The sequence below is a fragment of the Nocardia pneumoniae NBRC 100136 genome (genome assembly GCF_000308755.1).
In the GTDB taxonomy this organism is placed as follows: Bacteria; Actinomycetota; Actinomycetes; order Mycobacteriales; family Mycobacteriaceae; genus Nocardia; species Nocardia pneumoniae.
Genome location: NZ_BAGF01000072.1, coordinates 51,201 through 67,120 on the forward strand (window position 1 = coordinate 51,201; position 15,920 = coordinate 67,120).

Below are 15,920 nucleotides of genomic sequence, written 5' to 3' on the forward strand. Positions count from 1 at the left end.
ACAGTGGTGTTGGTGCCGCAACCTACTTCGTACGGCACTGCATGTTGCGTGCAACACCGCCGGTTTTCTGGCATTCCTGCGCATTCCTTCGGGGATTGACAGAGTGCGCCCATTGCGATTCTGAGAAAAATGAAGGTCTGATGAAAGTGCGCGGGCTGCGATTGATGCTGCCTGTTCGGGTCGCGATACCGTCGCGGGCGTTACGGACGAGGAAGGTTTGGGTGGGGCCGTAGACGAATCCGCCCGCGGCGACCTTCCATCACTTTCGTGAGTCGAGCGGTGTGCGTGAACGGAACGGTTCGAATGAGAAGAGACCGCTGGCAGTGGCGGAGCAGGTCCCGACGGACAGCCACGCCGTTGATGAAGCATCCGCGACTCCAGTGGCGCGCTTCCGCGCATGCGGCCGGAGTCCGCGGTCGCCGGCACTTTACTGTTAAGGCCGCAAGCCCCGCAGCACGATCTCGAGACCACCTCGGAATTCGTCATCGGCAGTCATGTCCTTGGCCTGGCTCGCGGTCTGCGCCAGATGCGGGTAGTCCTCAGGGGAGAGTTCGGCGATCGCGAGCGTCCCTCGGCCCGGCAGCGGCGCGTAGAGCTTGTTCTGTAGGTAGCCGATCAGGAAGGCGATCAGCGTGCGCTGGGCGATCACGCGTGCGCGTCCGGTGAAACCGCCCTCGGTGAGCACGGCGAGCATCGCTTCCATCACGCGCAGCGATTCCACCGACGACTGCCGATGCCGCAGCACCAGCGGCACAGCAGCCGGATGGGCGGCGAACCCGGCCCGGATGTGTTCGAGCAGCAGCGCCGCGCGTGCTTTCCAGTCGATCCCGGCGGGCAGCGTCGTGTCGATCGAGGCGAACACGTGATCGGCGACCAATACCTCGAGTTCGTCGCGGTCGCGGACGTAGCGGTACAGCGCCATGGTGGCCACGCCGAGCTCCTTGGCCACCGCACGCATGGTGAGCGCGGCCAAGCCGTCGCGGTCGAGCACGGCCAGGGCCGCCGAGGCGAGATCGGCGGTGGTCAGCGAGCGAGGACGGGGCATGGGTTGACAGCGTACAAGCTACGCGCATACTGGTCGTAGGCGTACAAAGTACACCTACGAGAGGAGCTTCCATGCCGCTACCGACCGCTGTCCCCGAGCGCACGCTGGTCACCGTCTCCGGTGCGCAAGTCCAGGTGCCGGACCCGGATTGCCTGATCCACCTGCAGTTCCGTCGATTCGCCGGATGCCCGGTGTGCAACTTGCACCTGCGCTCGATCGTGGCCCGCAGGCAGGAAATCGCCGCGGCGGACATTCGCGAGGTGGTCGTCTTCCATTCCAGCGCCGAGGAATTGCGCAAGTACACCGCCGAGCTGCCGCTGGACTTGATCGCCGATCCGAGCCGGAAGCTCTACCGCGAGTTCGGTGTCGAGACCTCGCCTCGCGCACTGCTCGACCCGCGCGGCTGGCCCGCGATCCTGCGCGGCGTGGCCCACGACGCCTGGGCGACGCTCCGGGGCAAGCAGGCCGCCCCGCCCACCAAGCCCGAAGGCGGCAGCCTCGGCTTGCCCGCGGACTTCCTGATCGCGCCCGACGGACGTGTGCTCGCCGCGAAGCTCGGCGCGCACGTCTACGACCAATGGTCGGTAGACGAATTGCTCGCGCTGGTACCGGCGGTGGAGCGCCGAGCGTGAGAATCATCGAAAGACCGCACTTGGCAAGGGCATTCGCGTTGGTCTTCGGTGGATTGCTTGCCGGTGCGTTCGGATATGGAGCGGTCAACGTCCTGTACGCCTTTCGCCGAGTGCCGCTGGAAGTGCGCTTCACCTTCCACACGGCATTGATGAGCGTGAACGGCCTGGTCATGCAGTCGCTGATGGGTCTGACCATCCTCAGCACACTGGTGCTCGCCGTCCGCTCCACCGGCCGGTCCCGCCTGCTCCCGGGCGGCGCGGCCGCGCTCGCCGTAGCGGCGTTTCTGATCACCCGCCTGGGCAACGTCCCGATCAACCAGGACATCAAGGTGTGGGCCGTCAGCGGCCCGCCCGCCGACTACGCCGAAATCCTCAGCCGCTGGGAGGCATTCCACTTCGCGCGCACAGCCTGTGCGCTCGTGGCCTTCGTGCTCGTCGTTCTGACCACCCTGCGCTACGCGAAAGAGGCACGCCCATGATGACCGTCGAACTGTTCGTCTCCGATGACACGTTGACTGCGGACCGCAAACGTGAGCTGGCCGAACGGATCTTGCGCGACCTGACCACCGAGCCAGGCGCACCGGAATCGGTGCTGGCGAAAGCCCGTGAGCTGACCCACGTTCTGGTGCGCAGCCCCGAAGTCTGGGCGACCGGCGGGACCGACCCGAAGACCGCACCTCGCTATCTGGCGCGACTCACAGTCCCCGGAGCATGGGCGGGCAACAGCGAATTCGGTAATCATGTGATCCCCCTGATCACCGACGCCATCGCCGAGTTCGAATCTGATCCGCACCGACTGACCCGCGACCCGCACTGCGTTGTCCAGATCGTCGGCCTCCGCGAACACAACGTCGGCACTTTCGGCCGACCGCTCACTATCACCGAGATCACCAAACTGATGACCGACGAATACCGCGCCTCCGGCGAGCACGCGCAAGCTCCGGAGGGCTACGCCATCGACCCGGTCTGCGGCATGACCGTCGAACTGTCCACCGCCCGCTTCACCCTCACCCACGACGGCACCGACTACGCCTTCTGCGCACCAGTCTGCCGGAAGGTCTTCGCCGAGGAACACGCCGTCCCGCTCTGAGGTGTGTCAGCGAAAGCTGTCCACAGCGCTCAGGGCAGCAATGATCCGGGATCGATCGTGAATTCGAACGGACTGCGCAGGGTGACCGCATCACCAGCGGCCACCCTGTGCGTCAGCTCGTACGTGTGGTCGGCCCCGAGTTCGTATGCGAACAGAACCGGCAGGGACTCGCCTGGTAGCTGGCCTTTGAACGGGTTGGGCTCGAACCGCCAGTAGTTCGGGATACCCGCCTCTGCATAGACCACGGGTTTGACCATGCGGTCTTGCAACGTCGTAGATGTGGACACCACCTCTACCACGACTTCTACCTGATGAGCAGGAACTCCTCTGGTATCCAATTCGATGGGGTCGGACACCACGATGAGATCGGGAATCGGCTCGTCGTCATCGATGAGCACGCCAACGCCTGCCAGCATGAGGCGATTCGATGGCAACACCGCCTCTAGCACACGCCCTAGCGATCCGATCAGCCACTGATGCCGAGGCGTCGGCACGGCATTCACGACGAGCTGGCCGTTCAGCACCTCGTAACGCAGTCCATTTTCGGGCATGTGGTCGAGGTCGGCGGCCGTCCAGGTCTCGGCACGAGGAACCGGCATCGCCAGGAATCACCTCCAACCTCGTCGAACGATGGCGAATGATCGCCGCCGAGTCCGGCCTGACTGTAACCGACTCACCGAAACCAACTCGATGGCCGAAACCCGGCCACGCTGGCCGCGTGCTCTCGCAGTGCTGCGCGATCGGCAAGAGTGCGCGGCCACCATGAGCGGATATCGCCGACCTGCGGTGGACGGACGGAGCGTGATCGTACGGGCGCCGTCCGTCGGCACATCCGGGAGCGGACTCCGCATCACCCAATAGGCCCGAGAGCTGCGGATATGGGTGCGCGAGTGGGTGACATCACGCATGTCGGCGCAGTGCGGGGTCTGTGATGCTCAGGCAGTCAGGTAACGAGAGGAGGTCGACGTGACGGTGTGGAACAGAGTCCGGGCGGAACGCGGCCCGATCGCGCCCGATCGTCAGCCGACCTGGGCGCGTCACCGCTCGCCCCGGGCCGCCGATGGCCGCACTGAGCTGGGCGTAAGGCGCAGGTGATCGGCGATGACGGAGGTGCGTCGTATCGAAGTCGACGGGCTGCGCGTCTCGTGGCGTTTGTCTCAGGGGCATTTGATTTCCATCGTCGCGGTGCACAACGCGGCCGATGCCGCGCCGGTCGTGTCCTTCGGCCCCCACATTTATCCGGATCTCGCGCAAGCACGTGAACTCCTTCCGGGATTCACGAAGCTGTGGGACGCGGTGCGCCGCGAATTCTGGAACGAACTCATTCCGACACGCCAGCAGTCGGTGGACCGAGGGGACCGAAGTGACCGCGGAATTCGCCTGGGACGCTGGTGTCTCTGGCGAGGCCGCACAGATAAAGACTTTCCCCGGACCTGAGGACATGAAAATGCTCGGTCTGTCCCGAGGTGCGGGGGTTCGACCCCGCGCTGCCCGGCAACGGCGCCGACCGCGGTTCACAACGGCGTGAACCTCCAGACAGATGATGAATTCTCCTCGACGTGGGCGGGCGCAGCTGGCCGTGAATAATCCCACCGGCACTTTCGGCGCGGCTAGATTTGTCTCATGGCGCGACGCAAGCCCGCTCGCGTGGTCGGTAACCTGCCGTTCCCGCTCACCAGCTTCGTCGGACGGCAGCGGGACATCCGCAAAGTCCGGGAGCTGCTCGGGACCGCGCGACTGGTCACGCTCACCGGTGTGGGCGGGGTCGGGAAAACACGGCTGGCCACCGAGGTCGCGGCCGCGTTCGGCCAGTCGTTCCCGGACGGGGTCTGGCTGGTGGACTTGGCCGCGGTAGGAGACGCGGATCTGGTGGCGCGTGCGGTGATGACCAGCCTAGGCATCGTCGACATGTCCAACCGCGGCGCCGACGAGCAGCTCGTCGACCACCTGGCCGACCTGCACGCGTTGCTCGTGCTGGACAACTGCGAGCATCTGGTGCAAGCGTGCGGTGCGCTGTGTGACCGGCTGCTGAGGTCCTGTGCCGAGCTGCGGATTCTGACCACCAGCCGGGAAGCGCTCGGGATCGTGGGCGAGCACGTGTACCCGGTGGCGCCGCTATCGATGCCCGCCTCGGACACGCCGATCACGCCGACGGCGCTGGCTGCCTTCGAAGCGCCGACACTGCTGCTGGAACGCGCGCGAGCGGTGCGTCCGGAACTCACCCCGGCCGAATGCGACACGGACGCGGTCGTCCGGGTGTGCGACCGGCTCGACGGAATCCCGCTCGCCATCGAGCTCGCCGCGTCGCGGCTCCGGTCACTGTCGTTGCAGGCGCTCCTGGACCGGCTCGAAGATCGGTTCACTCTGCTGGCCACCGACACGCGGGCCGCGGCGCCGCGGCAGCGGACACTGCGAGCGCTGATCGACTGGAGCTACGGGCTGTGCCGACCGGCGGAGCAGCTGCTGTGGGCGCGCCTGTCGGTGTTCGCCGGAGGATTCAGCCTGGCCGCGGCCGAGGGCGTGTGCAGTGGTCCAGACCTGCCGCGCGAGCGGATTCTGGACCTGATCGACCACTTGGTCGCGCAGTCGATCCTGGCGCTCACCCCGACCGACGGCCTGCCGCGGTACCGGATGCTGGAGACGATCCGTGACTACGGATCGCACCGGCTGACCGAGCTGGGTGAGACCGACGCCTTGCGCAAGCGGCATTGCGACTACTACCTCGCACTCGCCGAGCGGGTTGCCGGGGAGTGGAACGGGCCTCATCAGGCGGCCGGTCTGGCCGAGCTGCGCGCCGAGCACGGCAACCTCCAGGTGGCACTCGACTGGGCCACTCATGAGCCGTCCGCTGCCCGCGAGGCCCTGTCTCTGGTCACCGCGCTGCGCTATCACTGGTGCGCCGATGGATTCCTCGGCGACGGACGGAGTTGGACAGATCGAGCGCTGCGCCGCGCCGACCGATACAGCCCCGAACGGATCCCGGCGCTGTGGGTCGCGGCATGGGTGATGCTGCTGCAAGGCGACCACGACAAGGCCGACGGGGCGCTCGACGAGTGCGTCACGCTCGCCGCCGCGGTGGCGGACCACCGCGCCATAGCCTGGGCGAACAGCCTTCGTGGCACGTCAGAGCTGTTCCGTGGCCGCCTCGCGGAGTCCATCGCGACCTTCGAACGCGTCGTCGCGGAGTTCCCCGACGATGACGATCTCGTCCGGCTGACCCTGTTCCAGCTGGCTATGTCCCAGGCGCACGCCGGTGACGACAGAGCGCACGCGACGGCCCGGCAGGCGATTCGTTCGGCCGACGAATGCGGCGAACAGTGGAGCAAGTCGTACGCTCTGTGGGCTCTCGCCTTCGACCGGTATGTCCACGGCGAGCTCGACGAGGCGGCCGTCTCGACCTGCGCAGCGCTCGAGATCCAGAGCGGTTTCAACGACCGTGTCGGCACGGCGCTGATGATCGAACTGCTGGCCTGGATCGCCTCCGCTCGCGGCGAACACCGGCGTGCGGCGCGGCTGCTGGGCGCGGTCGGATCGGAATGGCGGCGGATCAGCACTTCGATCACTGCGTTCGGACCACACGTGGGAGACCGACACGCGGATTGCGAGCGCACCGTCGCCGCGTCCCTGCCCCAGGCGGTGTTGCGTGCCGAACGCGCACGGGGCGAAGGTCTCGACCACGACCAGGCGATCGCCTACGCGCTTGGCCGCCATGAATGCGCCGCGGAAATCGCGGAACGCGCGGACACCGTGCTGACCGCACGCGAGCAGCAGGTGGCCGAACTCGTCGCGGAAGGGCTCAGCAACCGGCAGATCGCGGAACGGCTCGTAGTATCACCGCGCACCGTCGACCGGCACCTGGAGAACATCCTCGGCAAACTCGGCTTCTCGTCGCGGGCACAGATCGCCGCCTGGATGGCGCGGGAGGGCCGAGTGCGGTAGCGCGTGCCGCGAAGCGGATGTACCTCGAACCCGGAACCCGCTGAGAACCGGGTGACCGCGCAAAGCGGACGGGTAGTGGCGCGGTAGACACGAAAGCCGCAGGCCCTGCCCGGGAGGGCTGGGCCTGCGGCATCGGCGTCACTCGAGGTGTCCCTATTCCACGACCACGATCGTGATCTCGTCGTCCGCCGTTTCCGTCTGGTCGCCCGGCGCGACGAACCAGTGCGTGACCTCGGCCTCGGTGAGGTCGGCCGCCGGGTCGCCGGTCGGGAGGACCGAGAGGGCGCCCGCAGTGGCGGAGGCCAGGAACTCCAACGCGGCCGGGCGGCCGGAGGTGGCGATGGCGTACGTGGTCGACTCGTAGGTGATCTCGTACTCCTCGCGCACCTGTTCGGCCCGGGCCAGCGCCTCGGACTGCGACAGCGTGGCCACCCCGGTTGCCGTGGTGACCACGAACGCCGGATGTTCTTCGCCGAGCGGGCGCACTCGGTCGGCGTAGGACACCGGATGCGACGCGGCCGCGGCGAGGTCCTCGCGCACCTGCGGGTCGTCGAGGGCCATCCAGCGGATGTCGCTGTCCGGCACCGGTTGCCGGGTGATCCCGAATCCGGTGCCCGCGACGGCCAGCTGCTCGGGGGTGAGATCACCGGCGAACAGGCAGGCCGCACCGGCCTTCTGCACCGCCCACACCGCGACCACGGCGTCCACCGAGCGCGGCAGCGCCACCGCGACGACATCGCCCGGTCCGGCACCGCGATCGATGAGCAACCTGGCCAGCTGCGAGGAACGCCGATCCAGCACGTGGTAGGCGACCTCGTCGTCCCCGGCCAGCAGCGCGGGCGCCTCCGGGTCCTCCTCGACGACCTCGGCCAGCACCTTGGCCACCGTGTGCGCGCCGACCCGGCCGACCGGCTCCGGCGCCGAAGCCGCCGCCGCGACACCGGATTCGACCAGCAGCCGGGCCCGTTCGTCCGCGTCCAGGATGTCGATGTCACCGACCAGGGCGTCCGGGTCACCCAGCAGCGCTTCCAGCACCCGGACCAGACGCTGGGCCAGGATCTGCACCTCCTCGGCGGTGAACCGGCTGCCCAGATACCGCAACGTCAACTCGATGCTGGACTCCGCCATCACCAGCAACGTCATCGGGTAGTGCGTGGCGTCGTTGACACCGACACCGGTCACCGACATGCCATCGATCGAGCTGGCGGCCGAAATCGCCTCCTTGTCCATCGGATAGGACTCGAACACCATCAACGTGTCGAACAGCGACCCGGTACCCGCCACCCGCTGGATGTCGGTGAGCCCTACATAGTGGTGCTCCAGCAGGTCGGCCTGCTCGCGCTGCAACCGCTCCAGCAGCTCGCCGATGCTCTGGCGGTCATCGATCCGCAACCGCACCGGCAGCGTGTTGATGAACAGACCCACCATCGACTCGACGCCGGGCAGCTCGGCGGGACGGCCGGACACCGTCGCGCCGAACACCACGTCACCGCGGCCGGTGAGACGTCCGAGCAGGATGCCCCAGGACGCCTGCACCAGCGTGTTCACCGTGACGCCGAGTTCGGCGGCGTGCTTGGTGATCCTGCGGGTGCGGTCGGCGTCGATCTCGGTGGTCAGCGTGCCGATCTCGTAGTCCTCCGCGGCCGACCGTGGCTGCGGCGCGAGCTGGGTGGGCTCGGTGACGCCGTCCAGCGCCGCCGCCCAGGCCCGCAGCGAAGCCTCCCGGTCGCGTCCGGCCAGCCAGCCGAGGAAGTTGCGGTAGGAGGCCACCCGCGGCAGCGCGGTCTGATCGCCGCGCGCCGCGTACAGCACCAGCAGGTCCCGCATGAGCAGCGGCATCGACCAGCCGTCAAGCAGGATGTGGTGGGTGGTGATGGCCAGGTGCCACTGCTCGGCGTCGCTGCGGAACAGCGTGAACCGCATCAGCGGCGGCGTGGCCATGTCGAAGTGCGTGGCCCGCTCCACCGCGACCTGACGCTTCAGCTCCGCGTTCCGCGCCTCGGCGGGCAGCTCGGTGAGATCCACCTCGCGCCACGGGGCTTCGACCCGATCCAGCACGACCTGCACGGCTTGGCCGTCGGAGTCGGTGACGAACGCGGTGCGCAGGTTCGGGTACCGGTCGATGATGCCCTGGGCCGCCGACCGCAACCGCGCCACGTCCAGCGTTCCGCCCAGGTCCACCACGGCCTGCATGGTGTACACGTCCACGGTGGACTGGGTCATCAGCGCGTGGAACAGCAGACCCGACTGCAGCGGCGAGAGCGGCCACACCTCGGTCAGCGCCGGGTAGGTCTGTTCCCACACCTCGATGTCCTGCTGCCCCACCCGCACCAGCGGCATATCCGACGGCGTGAAGCCGCCCGCGTCCGGCCGCCGCGCGTGCGTGGCCAACGCGGTCAGCGCCTGCACCCAGAGGTCGGCGAACTCCTGGACCCGCTCGGCGGTCAGCAGACCGGTCGGGAAGGCGAACGACGCACCCAGCTGCGGGCCGTCGGCCCCCTCGGTGACGATCGCGTTGATATCGATCGTCGCGTTGGCGGGCATGTCGAGGTCCATGTCGACATCCAGCTGCCCGAGGTCGGCCACCGGCACCCAGCCGATCTCGGCGAGCTGCTCGGGGATCTCCCCGGCCGACATGCGGCCCAGGTAGTTGAAGCTGATCTGGCCCGACGAGCCGAGGCTCGGCGCGGTCTCCGGATTCAGCTGCCGCAGCAGGCCGTAGCCCAAGCCCTTGTCGGGCACCGCGAGCAACTGCTCCTTGATCGACTTCACGACCTCGCCCAGCGCGGCGCCGCCGGCGAAGGCGTCGGCGAGATCGGCGCCGGCCAGGTCGAGCCGGACCGGGTAGGCGGAGGTGAACCAGCCGACCGTGCGCGACAGATCCGCACCGGGCACCACGTCCTCTTCGCGGCCGTGGCCTTCCAGCTTGATCAGCGCCGCGTCCGAGCCGTCACCGCGCCAGCGGGCCACCGCCATGGCCAGCGCCGACAGCAGGCCGTCGTTCACCCCGCCGCGGTAGAGGCCGGGGATCGCGGTGAGCACCGCGTCGGTGACCTCGGCGGGCACCGTGACCTCGACCCGCTCGACGGTCGCGAACGTGTCTACGGCCGGGTCGAACGCCCGCGAGCCGAGCAACGGGTCCGGCGTGGCCGAAACCTGTTGCCAGAACGGCAGTTCCGCGACCCGTTCCGGCGCGCGCGCCGCTTCGACCAGGCTGTGCGCCCAGCGCCGCATCGAGGTGCCGTTGGCCGGCAGCGCCACCGGCTGACCGGCGACCAGCTGCGACCAGGCGACCGCGAAGTCCGGGATCAGGATGCGCCAGGACACGCCGTCGACCACGAAGTGGTGCGCGACGATCAGCAGCACATCGCGCCGCCCGCGGTGTCCACCGTCGGCGTCCGCGGGTCCCTCCGTGGTTACGCGCGCTGCCTCCTCCGGGCCCGTCGCTCCCGCCGAGAAGGCGAACCACACGAACTGCGCCATCGCGGCGTTCGCCGGATCGAGCCTGCCCATCGCCGCGTCCAGCGCTTCGGTGGCGACCCGCGCCAGCTCCGCGTCGTCGGCGTCGGCGGCCAGGTCGACCCGGTGCACCAGGGCGTCGACGTCGACCGCGCCCTTCGGCAGCGCCTCGAACGTCCAGTCCGTGTTGGTACGGCGCAACCGCGACCGCAGCACGTCGTGGTGGTCGAACACCGCAGCGATGGTGCCGACCAGGGTCTCCCGGTCGATGCCGTCGGGCAGCCGCAGCGCCATGGTCTGCGAGAACCGCTGATACGACGAACCGCTCGCGAGAATCTGCCGCATGATCGGGGTCAGCGGGATCTCGCCGACACCGCCACCGGGCAGTTCCTCCAGCCGCGCCTGCTCGGCACCCGCGCCGAACGTGGCGATCTCCGCCAGCGAGGCCACGCTGCGCCGCTCGAACACGTCACGCGGCGTGAACAGCACACCGCGCGCCTTCGCCCGGGACACCAGCTGGATGGACAGGATGCTGTCGCCGCCGAGCGCGAAGAACGAGTCGTCCAAACCGATCTGCTCGACACCGAGCACTTCGGCGAACACCTCGGCGATGACGGCCTCGACCTCGTTGGCCGGTGCGCGGAACTCGCGCGGAGCCAGCTCCGGCTCCGGCAGCGCCTTGCGATCCAGCTTGCCGACCGGGGTCAGCGGGATCTCGTCGATCACCACGATCGCCGTCGGCACCATGTGCGGCGGCAGGCTGCGTGAGGCGTACTCGGTCAGCCGCGCCGTGTCGATCTCGCGGCCCGGCGTGGCCAGCACGTAGGACACCAGAATCGTCGCGCCCGCCGCGGTCTGGCGGCCGAGCGTGATCGCGTACTCCACGTCCTCGTGCCTGCCGAGCACGGTGTCGATCTCGCCCAGCTCGATGCGGAAGCCGCGGATCTTCACCTGGAAGTCCGAGCGGCCGACGTAGTCCAGCTCCCAGCGCACCGACGGCAGTGCGGCGTTGCCCGCCCGCTCACCGGGTTCGGCGTACCAGCGCACCACGTCACCGGTGCGGTACATCCGCGCGCCCTCGTTGCTCCACGGGTTGGCGACGAACCGTTCCGCAGTGAGGTCGGGGCGGTTGTGGTAGCCGCGCGCCAGCGCGCCACCGGCCAGGTACAGCTCACCGGCGACGCCCGGCGGCACCGGGTTGAGCCGGTTGTCCAGCACCAGGGCCGACATGCCCCGCACCGGGCGGCCGATCGTGATGTGCCTGCCCGGGGTGAGCGCGGCGTACGACGAGATGATCGTCGTCTCGGTCGGACCGTAGGCGTTGAAGTACTTGCGGCCCGGCCACCACTTGGCCAGCAGCTCCGGCGTGGTGACGTCACCGCCGACGGAGGCCACCTCGAGCGCCTCCATGCCTTCGGGGTCGACCGTGCCCAGCACCGCCGGGGTGATGATCGTGTGCGTCACCCGCTCGGTGCGCAGCAGTTCGGCCAGATCCGGGCCGCCGATGATGGTCGACGGCACGACCACCAGCGTCGCGCCGGTGTAGGCGGCACACAGCCACTCCAGCACCGACGGGTCGAAGCTGGGCGAGCAGATGTGCAGGAACCGGTGGTGCGACTCGAGCTGGTACAGGTCGGTCGCGACGCCGACCAGGCCGCCCATGCCCGCGTGGGTCACGGTGACGCCCTTGGGCATACCGGTCGAACCCGAGGTGTAGATGACGTACACCGGGTGCCGCATGGCCAGCGAGGAGATCCGGTCGGCGTCGGTGACCGGCGCGGCGGACTGGCTCTCGACGAGCGCGCCCAACTCCGGATCATCGATGCGCAGCCACTCGACGTCCCGCGGCAGCTGGTCCACGTATTCGCTCGCGGTGATGCCGATGACCGCGCCGGAGTCGTTGACCATGTGCCGCATGCGGTCTTCGGGGTAGGTCGGGTCGATCGGCACGTGCGCGCCGCCGGCCTTCGCCACCGCCCAGAACGCGGCGACCATCTCGTAGGAACGCGGGAACGACAGCGCCACGATGCGCTCCGGTCCCACACCGCGCGCGATGAGCACCCGCGCCAGGCGCGAGGAGTACTCGTCGAGCTCGCGGTAGGTGATCGAGCGGCCCTGGTAGCGCACCGCGATCTGCTCCGGATCCAACTTCGCGCCGCGCTGGAGCAGGTCCGGCAGCAGGCCGGTGGCCATGACGTCCTCGCCGTGCACGTGCGTGAGCAGGTGGTACTCGGCTTCGTCCAGCAGCGGCAGGTCGCCGATGGGGGTCTGGCGGTCGGTGGCGATCGCGGTGAGCAGCCTGGTGAACCGCTCGGCGAACACCCGCACGGTCTCGTCGTCGAACAGGTCGCGCGCGAAGGAGAACTCCGCGTACATGCCCGCGTCGTCGGGGTTCTCCCCGGCCTCGCGGATGGTCAGCGACAGGTCGAACTTGGCGGTGTCGACGTCGAAATCGACCGCGCCCACGTGCAGTCCGGGCAGTTCGAAGCTGCTCTCGGGCAGATTCTCGAACGACAGCGCCACCTGGAACAGCGGGTGCCGCGCGGTGGAGCGCTCCGGGTTGAGCAGTTCCACCAGCCGCTCGAACGGCAGGTCCGCGTGCGCGAACGCTTGCAGGTCGGCGTCCTTGGTGCGGGCCAGGAACTGTTCGAAGGTCAGGTCGCCGTCCACGTGCGAGCGCAGCACCAGCGTGTTGACGAACATGCCGATCACGTCGTCGAGTTCGGCTTCGCCGCGGCCCGCGATGGGGGTGCCGATGGCGATGTCGTCGGTCCCGGACATGCGCGCCAGGAACAGCGCCAGCGCCGCGTGCACGACCATGAACAGCGTCGCGTTCTGCTCCCTGGCGATCTCGGTGAGCATGCGGTGCAGCTCGCCCTCGATCGGGAACACCACGCGTCCACCGGCGAACGACTGCGTGGTCGGACGCGGGCGGTCGGCGGGCAGGTTCAGCTCGTCGGGCAGACCGGCCAGCGCGGCGCGCCAGTATTCGGCCTGCTGCGAGATCAGGCTGTCCGGGTCGGTCTCGGAGCCGAGCACGTCGCGCTGCCAGAGGCTGAAGTCGGCGTACTGGATCGGCAGCGGCGCCCAGCCCGGTTCCACCCCGGCCGAGCGGGCCGCGTAGGCCAGCATCACGTCGCGGGTCAGCGGGCCCATCGACCAGCCGTCCGCGCTGATGTGATGCGCCACGAACACGAGGACGTACGCTGTGTCGGCTCCCGCCCCGCCGCCCGCATCGGTCACGCGGAACAGCTTGGCCCGCAACGGAATCTCGGTGGTGACGTCGAATCCGGCGGAGACCACCTCGACGATCCGGTGCCGGATGTCCTCGGGCGCGACGGTTTCCGGTGTCAGGTCCGGCACGGCGCGGTCGGCGGGCAGGATCACCTGATGCGCCGCGCCACCCTGCTCGGGGTAGACGGTGCGCAGGGTCTCGTGCCTGGCGATCACGTCCGCGACGGCCAGTTGCAGTGCGGCGACGTCGAGGTCGCCGGTCAGCCGGACGGCTACCGGGATGTTGTTGACCGCCGAAGCGGTGTCGAATTGGTTGAGGAACCACATCCGCTGCTGCGCCAACGACAACGGGATCCGCTCCGGACGCGGACCAGACACCAGAGCACGACGCCCACCAGCACCCGCATGCTGCTCCACCTTCGCGGCCAAACCAGCCACGGTCGAGGCTTCGAACAACACCCGCACCGGCACCCGGGCATCCAACGCCGCACCGATTCGCGCGGCGACCTGCGTCGCCAACAGCGAATTACCACCCAGACCGAAGAAGTCGTCATCCGCGCCGACACGCTCGACACCCAACACCTCAGCGAACACCGAGGCCACGATCTCCTCGATCGGGGTCGACGGGGCACGGAACACCTGAACCTCGAACTCCGGCTCCGGCAACGCCTTGCGATCCAGCTTGCCGTTGACATTCAACGGCAGAGCATCCAACACCACGAACGCCGACGGCACCATGTACGACGGCAAACCCGCCGACAGCGCCGACTTCACCGCCGCCACATCAACACCAACACCAACACCAACACCGGCATCGGCATCGGCATCGGCATCGGCCGCGACCAGGTACGCCACCAGCCGGTCACCGGTCTTCGGATCCGACTTCGCGATCACCGCCGCCTGCGCGACCTGCGGCAACGCCAACAGCGCCGCTTCGATCTCACCCAACTCGATACGGAAACCACGAATCTTCACCTGGAAATCCGTACGACCCCGGTACTCGAGTTCGCCGGTGGCATTCCACGCGACCAGGTCACCCGTCCGGTACATCCGCGCACCCGGCTGGAACGGGTTGGCCACAAAACGATCCGCGGTCAGATCCGCACGACCGAAGTAACCCCGCGCCAACTGCGCACCCGCCAAATACAGCTCACCCGACACACCGTCCGGCACCGGACGCAACCGGGAATCCAGCACATAGACCTGGCTGTTCCACTCCGGGACACCGATCGACACCGACGTCTCATCGGCCAGGGTGACCCGATGGCTGGTGATCGACACCGCCGCCTCGGTCGGACCATACAGGTTGAACAACTCCGTACGCGGATACTCCCGCAGGAACCTCTGCGCGACCGCACCCGGCAATGCCTCACCGATCGCCAACACCCGCCACAACGAATTCGGCATCCCGGCCGTGATCAACGCATCCAGCATCGACGGAACCACATGCAGCGTGGTCACCCACTCCCGAGCCATCAACTCGTTCAGATACGCCGGATCACGATGACCATCCGGTGCGGCGATCACCAGCCGACCACCACAGACGGCCGCCGACCAGAACTCCCACACCGACAAATCGAACGTCGCCGCTGTCTTCAACAGAATCGCGTCCGCCGCGTCGAGACCGAACTCGACGGACTTCCACTGCAACTGATTCGCGATCGCACCATGCGGAACCGCCACACCCTTCGGCCGACCCGTCGAACCAGACGTGAAGATCACATACGCCGTATTCTCCGGCCGCAACGGCACCACACGATCCGCGTCGGTGACCGGCGACGCGCTCACTGCCGACAGGTCGAGCTCATCGATCCGCACCACCGGCGCGACATCGGTCTCGAATTCCGCGTCCGCATTGGTGAGCACGCACACCGGCGCGGCGGTCTCGAGGATGTAGCTCGTGCGTTCGGCAGCCTGATCCGGGTCCACCGGCACGTACGCGCCGCCGGACTTGGCCACGGCGTACATGGCGACGATCAGATCGACCGAACGGCGGAACGCGAGCGCGACCCGCGACTCCGGTCCGACACCGAGCGAGATCAGATGCCGCGCAAGACGATTCACCCGCGCATCGAGCGCACCGTAGGTGATCGACTCGCCCTCGTCGGTGACGAGCGCGACTTCCTTCGGCCCGGCGGCGACGGTAGCGTCCAGCAGCGACACCAGCGTCGCGGACGTGTCCACCGCCTGCTCGGTCGCATTACGCCCGGAGATCAGCACGGTCCGCTCGGCCGCGTCCAGCAGCTCGAGATCACCCACCGGCGTACGCGGCGCGGCGATGATCTCACCGAGCAGACGCGCGAACCGATCCACGAAGCCCTGCACCGTATCCCGGTCGAACAGATCCGTCGCGTAGGTGAAGAACCCGGTGATGCCCTCAGGCTCGCCCGCGTCGTCGTAACGGTCGGTCGCGATCAGGTGCAGATCGAACTGCGACAACTCGGTGTCGATGTCCAACCCCGACACACTCAGACCCGGCAGCTCCAACGCCGCCTGCGCCAGGTTCTGGAACGACAAACCG

At 68.3% G+C, this 15,920-nt stretch carries 8 protein-coding genes; 5 read left to right on the forward strand and 3 right to left on the reverse strand.

What is annotated here, in order from left to right:
* Positions 1-433: 433 nt before the first annotated feature.
* Complete coding sequence (locus ON34_RS23400; RefSeq protein WP_040783026.1) at positions 434-1,045, reverse strand: TetR/AcrR family transcriptional regulator; 612 nt, start codon at positions 1,043-1,045, stop codon at positions 434-436.
* 71 nt (positions 1,046-1,116) lie between these two features.
* On the opposite strand from ON34_RS23400, the gene ON34_RS23405 reads away from it, so the two are divergent.
* From ON34_RS23405 to ON34_RS23415, 3 genes are read left to right on the forward strand one after another with little or no spacing between them, the layout of a single operon-like run.
* A complete protein-coding gene (locus ON34_RS23405; RefSeq protein WP_040783029.1) occupies positions 1,117-1,677 on the forward strand; it encodes a peroxiredoxin-like family protein in 561 nt (186 codons plus the stop codon).
* Entirely contained in the window at positions 1,674-2,156 is a 483-nt protein-coding gene (locus ON34_RS23410) for an anthrone oxygenase family protein (protein WP_245548162.1), read from the forward strand. The genes ON34_RS23405 and ON34_RS23410 overlap by 4 nt, the downstream gene beginning before the upstream one ends.
* Positions 2,153-2,767, forward strand: a complete 615-nt coding sequence (locus tag ON34_RS23415; protein WP_040783033.1) for a YHS domain-containing protein — start codon at positions 2,153-2,155, stop codon at positions 2,765-2,767. Before ON34_RS23410 ends, ON34_RS23415 begins: the two co-directional genes overlap by 4 nt.
* 29 nt (positions 2,768-2,796) lie before the next feature.
* Here ON34_RS23415 and ON34_RS23420 read toward each other — a convergent pair whose 3' ends face one another.
* The gene (locus tag ON34_RS23420; protein ID WP_040783034.1) at positions 2,797-3,366 is read right to left on the reverse strand and encodes a Uma2 family endonuclease; all 570 of its coding nucleotides are present in this window, start codon (positions 3,364-3,366) and stop codon (positions 2,797-2,799) included.
* 502 nt (positions 3,367-3,868) lie between these two features.
* Here ON34_RS23420 and ON34_RS23425 point away from each other — a divergent pair.
* Together ON34_RS23425 and ON34_RS23430 are read left to right on the forward strand one after the other, a co-directional pair.
* The gene (locus ON34_RS23425) at positions 3,869-4,204 is read left to right on the forward strand and encodes a hypothetical protein (protein ID WP_040783035.1); all 336 of its coding nucleotides are present in this window, start codon (positions 3,869-3,871) and stop codon (positions 4,202-4,204) included.
* Between the two features lie 186 nt (positions 4,205-4,390).
* Positions 4,391-6,706: an ATP-binding protein gene (locus tag ON34_RS23430; protein WP_051023019.1), complete on the forward strand. Its 2,316-nt coding sequence runs from the start codon at positions 4,391-4,393 to the stop codon at positions 6,704-6,706.
* Between the two features lie 153 nt (positions 6,707-6,859).
* Here ON34_RS23430 and ON34_RS23435 read toward each other — a convergent pair.
* A partial coding sequence (locus ON34_RS23435) for a non-ribosomal peptide synthetase (protein ID WP_040783068.1) occupies positions 6,860-15,920 on the reverse strand: 9,061 nt, incomplete at its 5' end.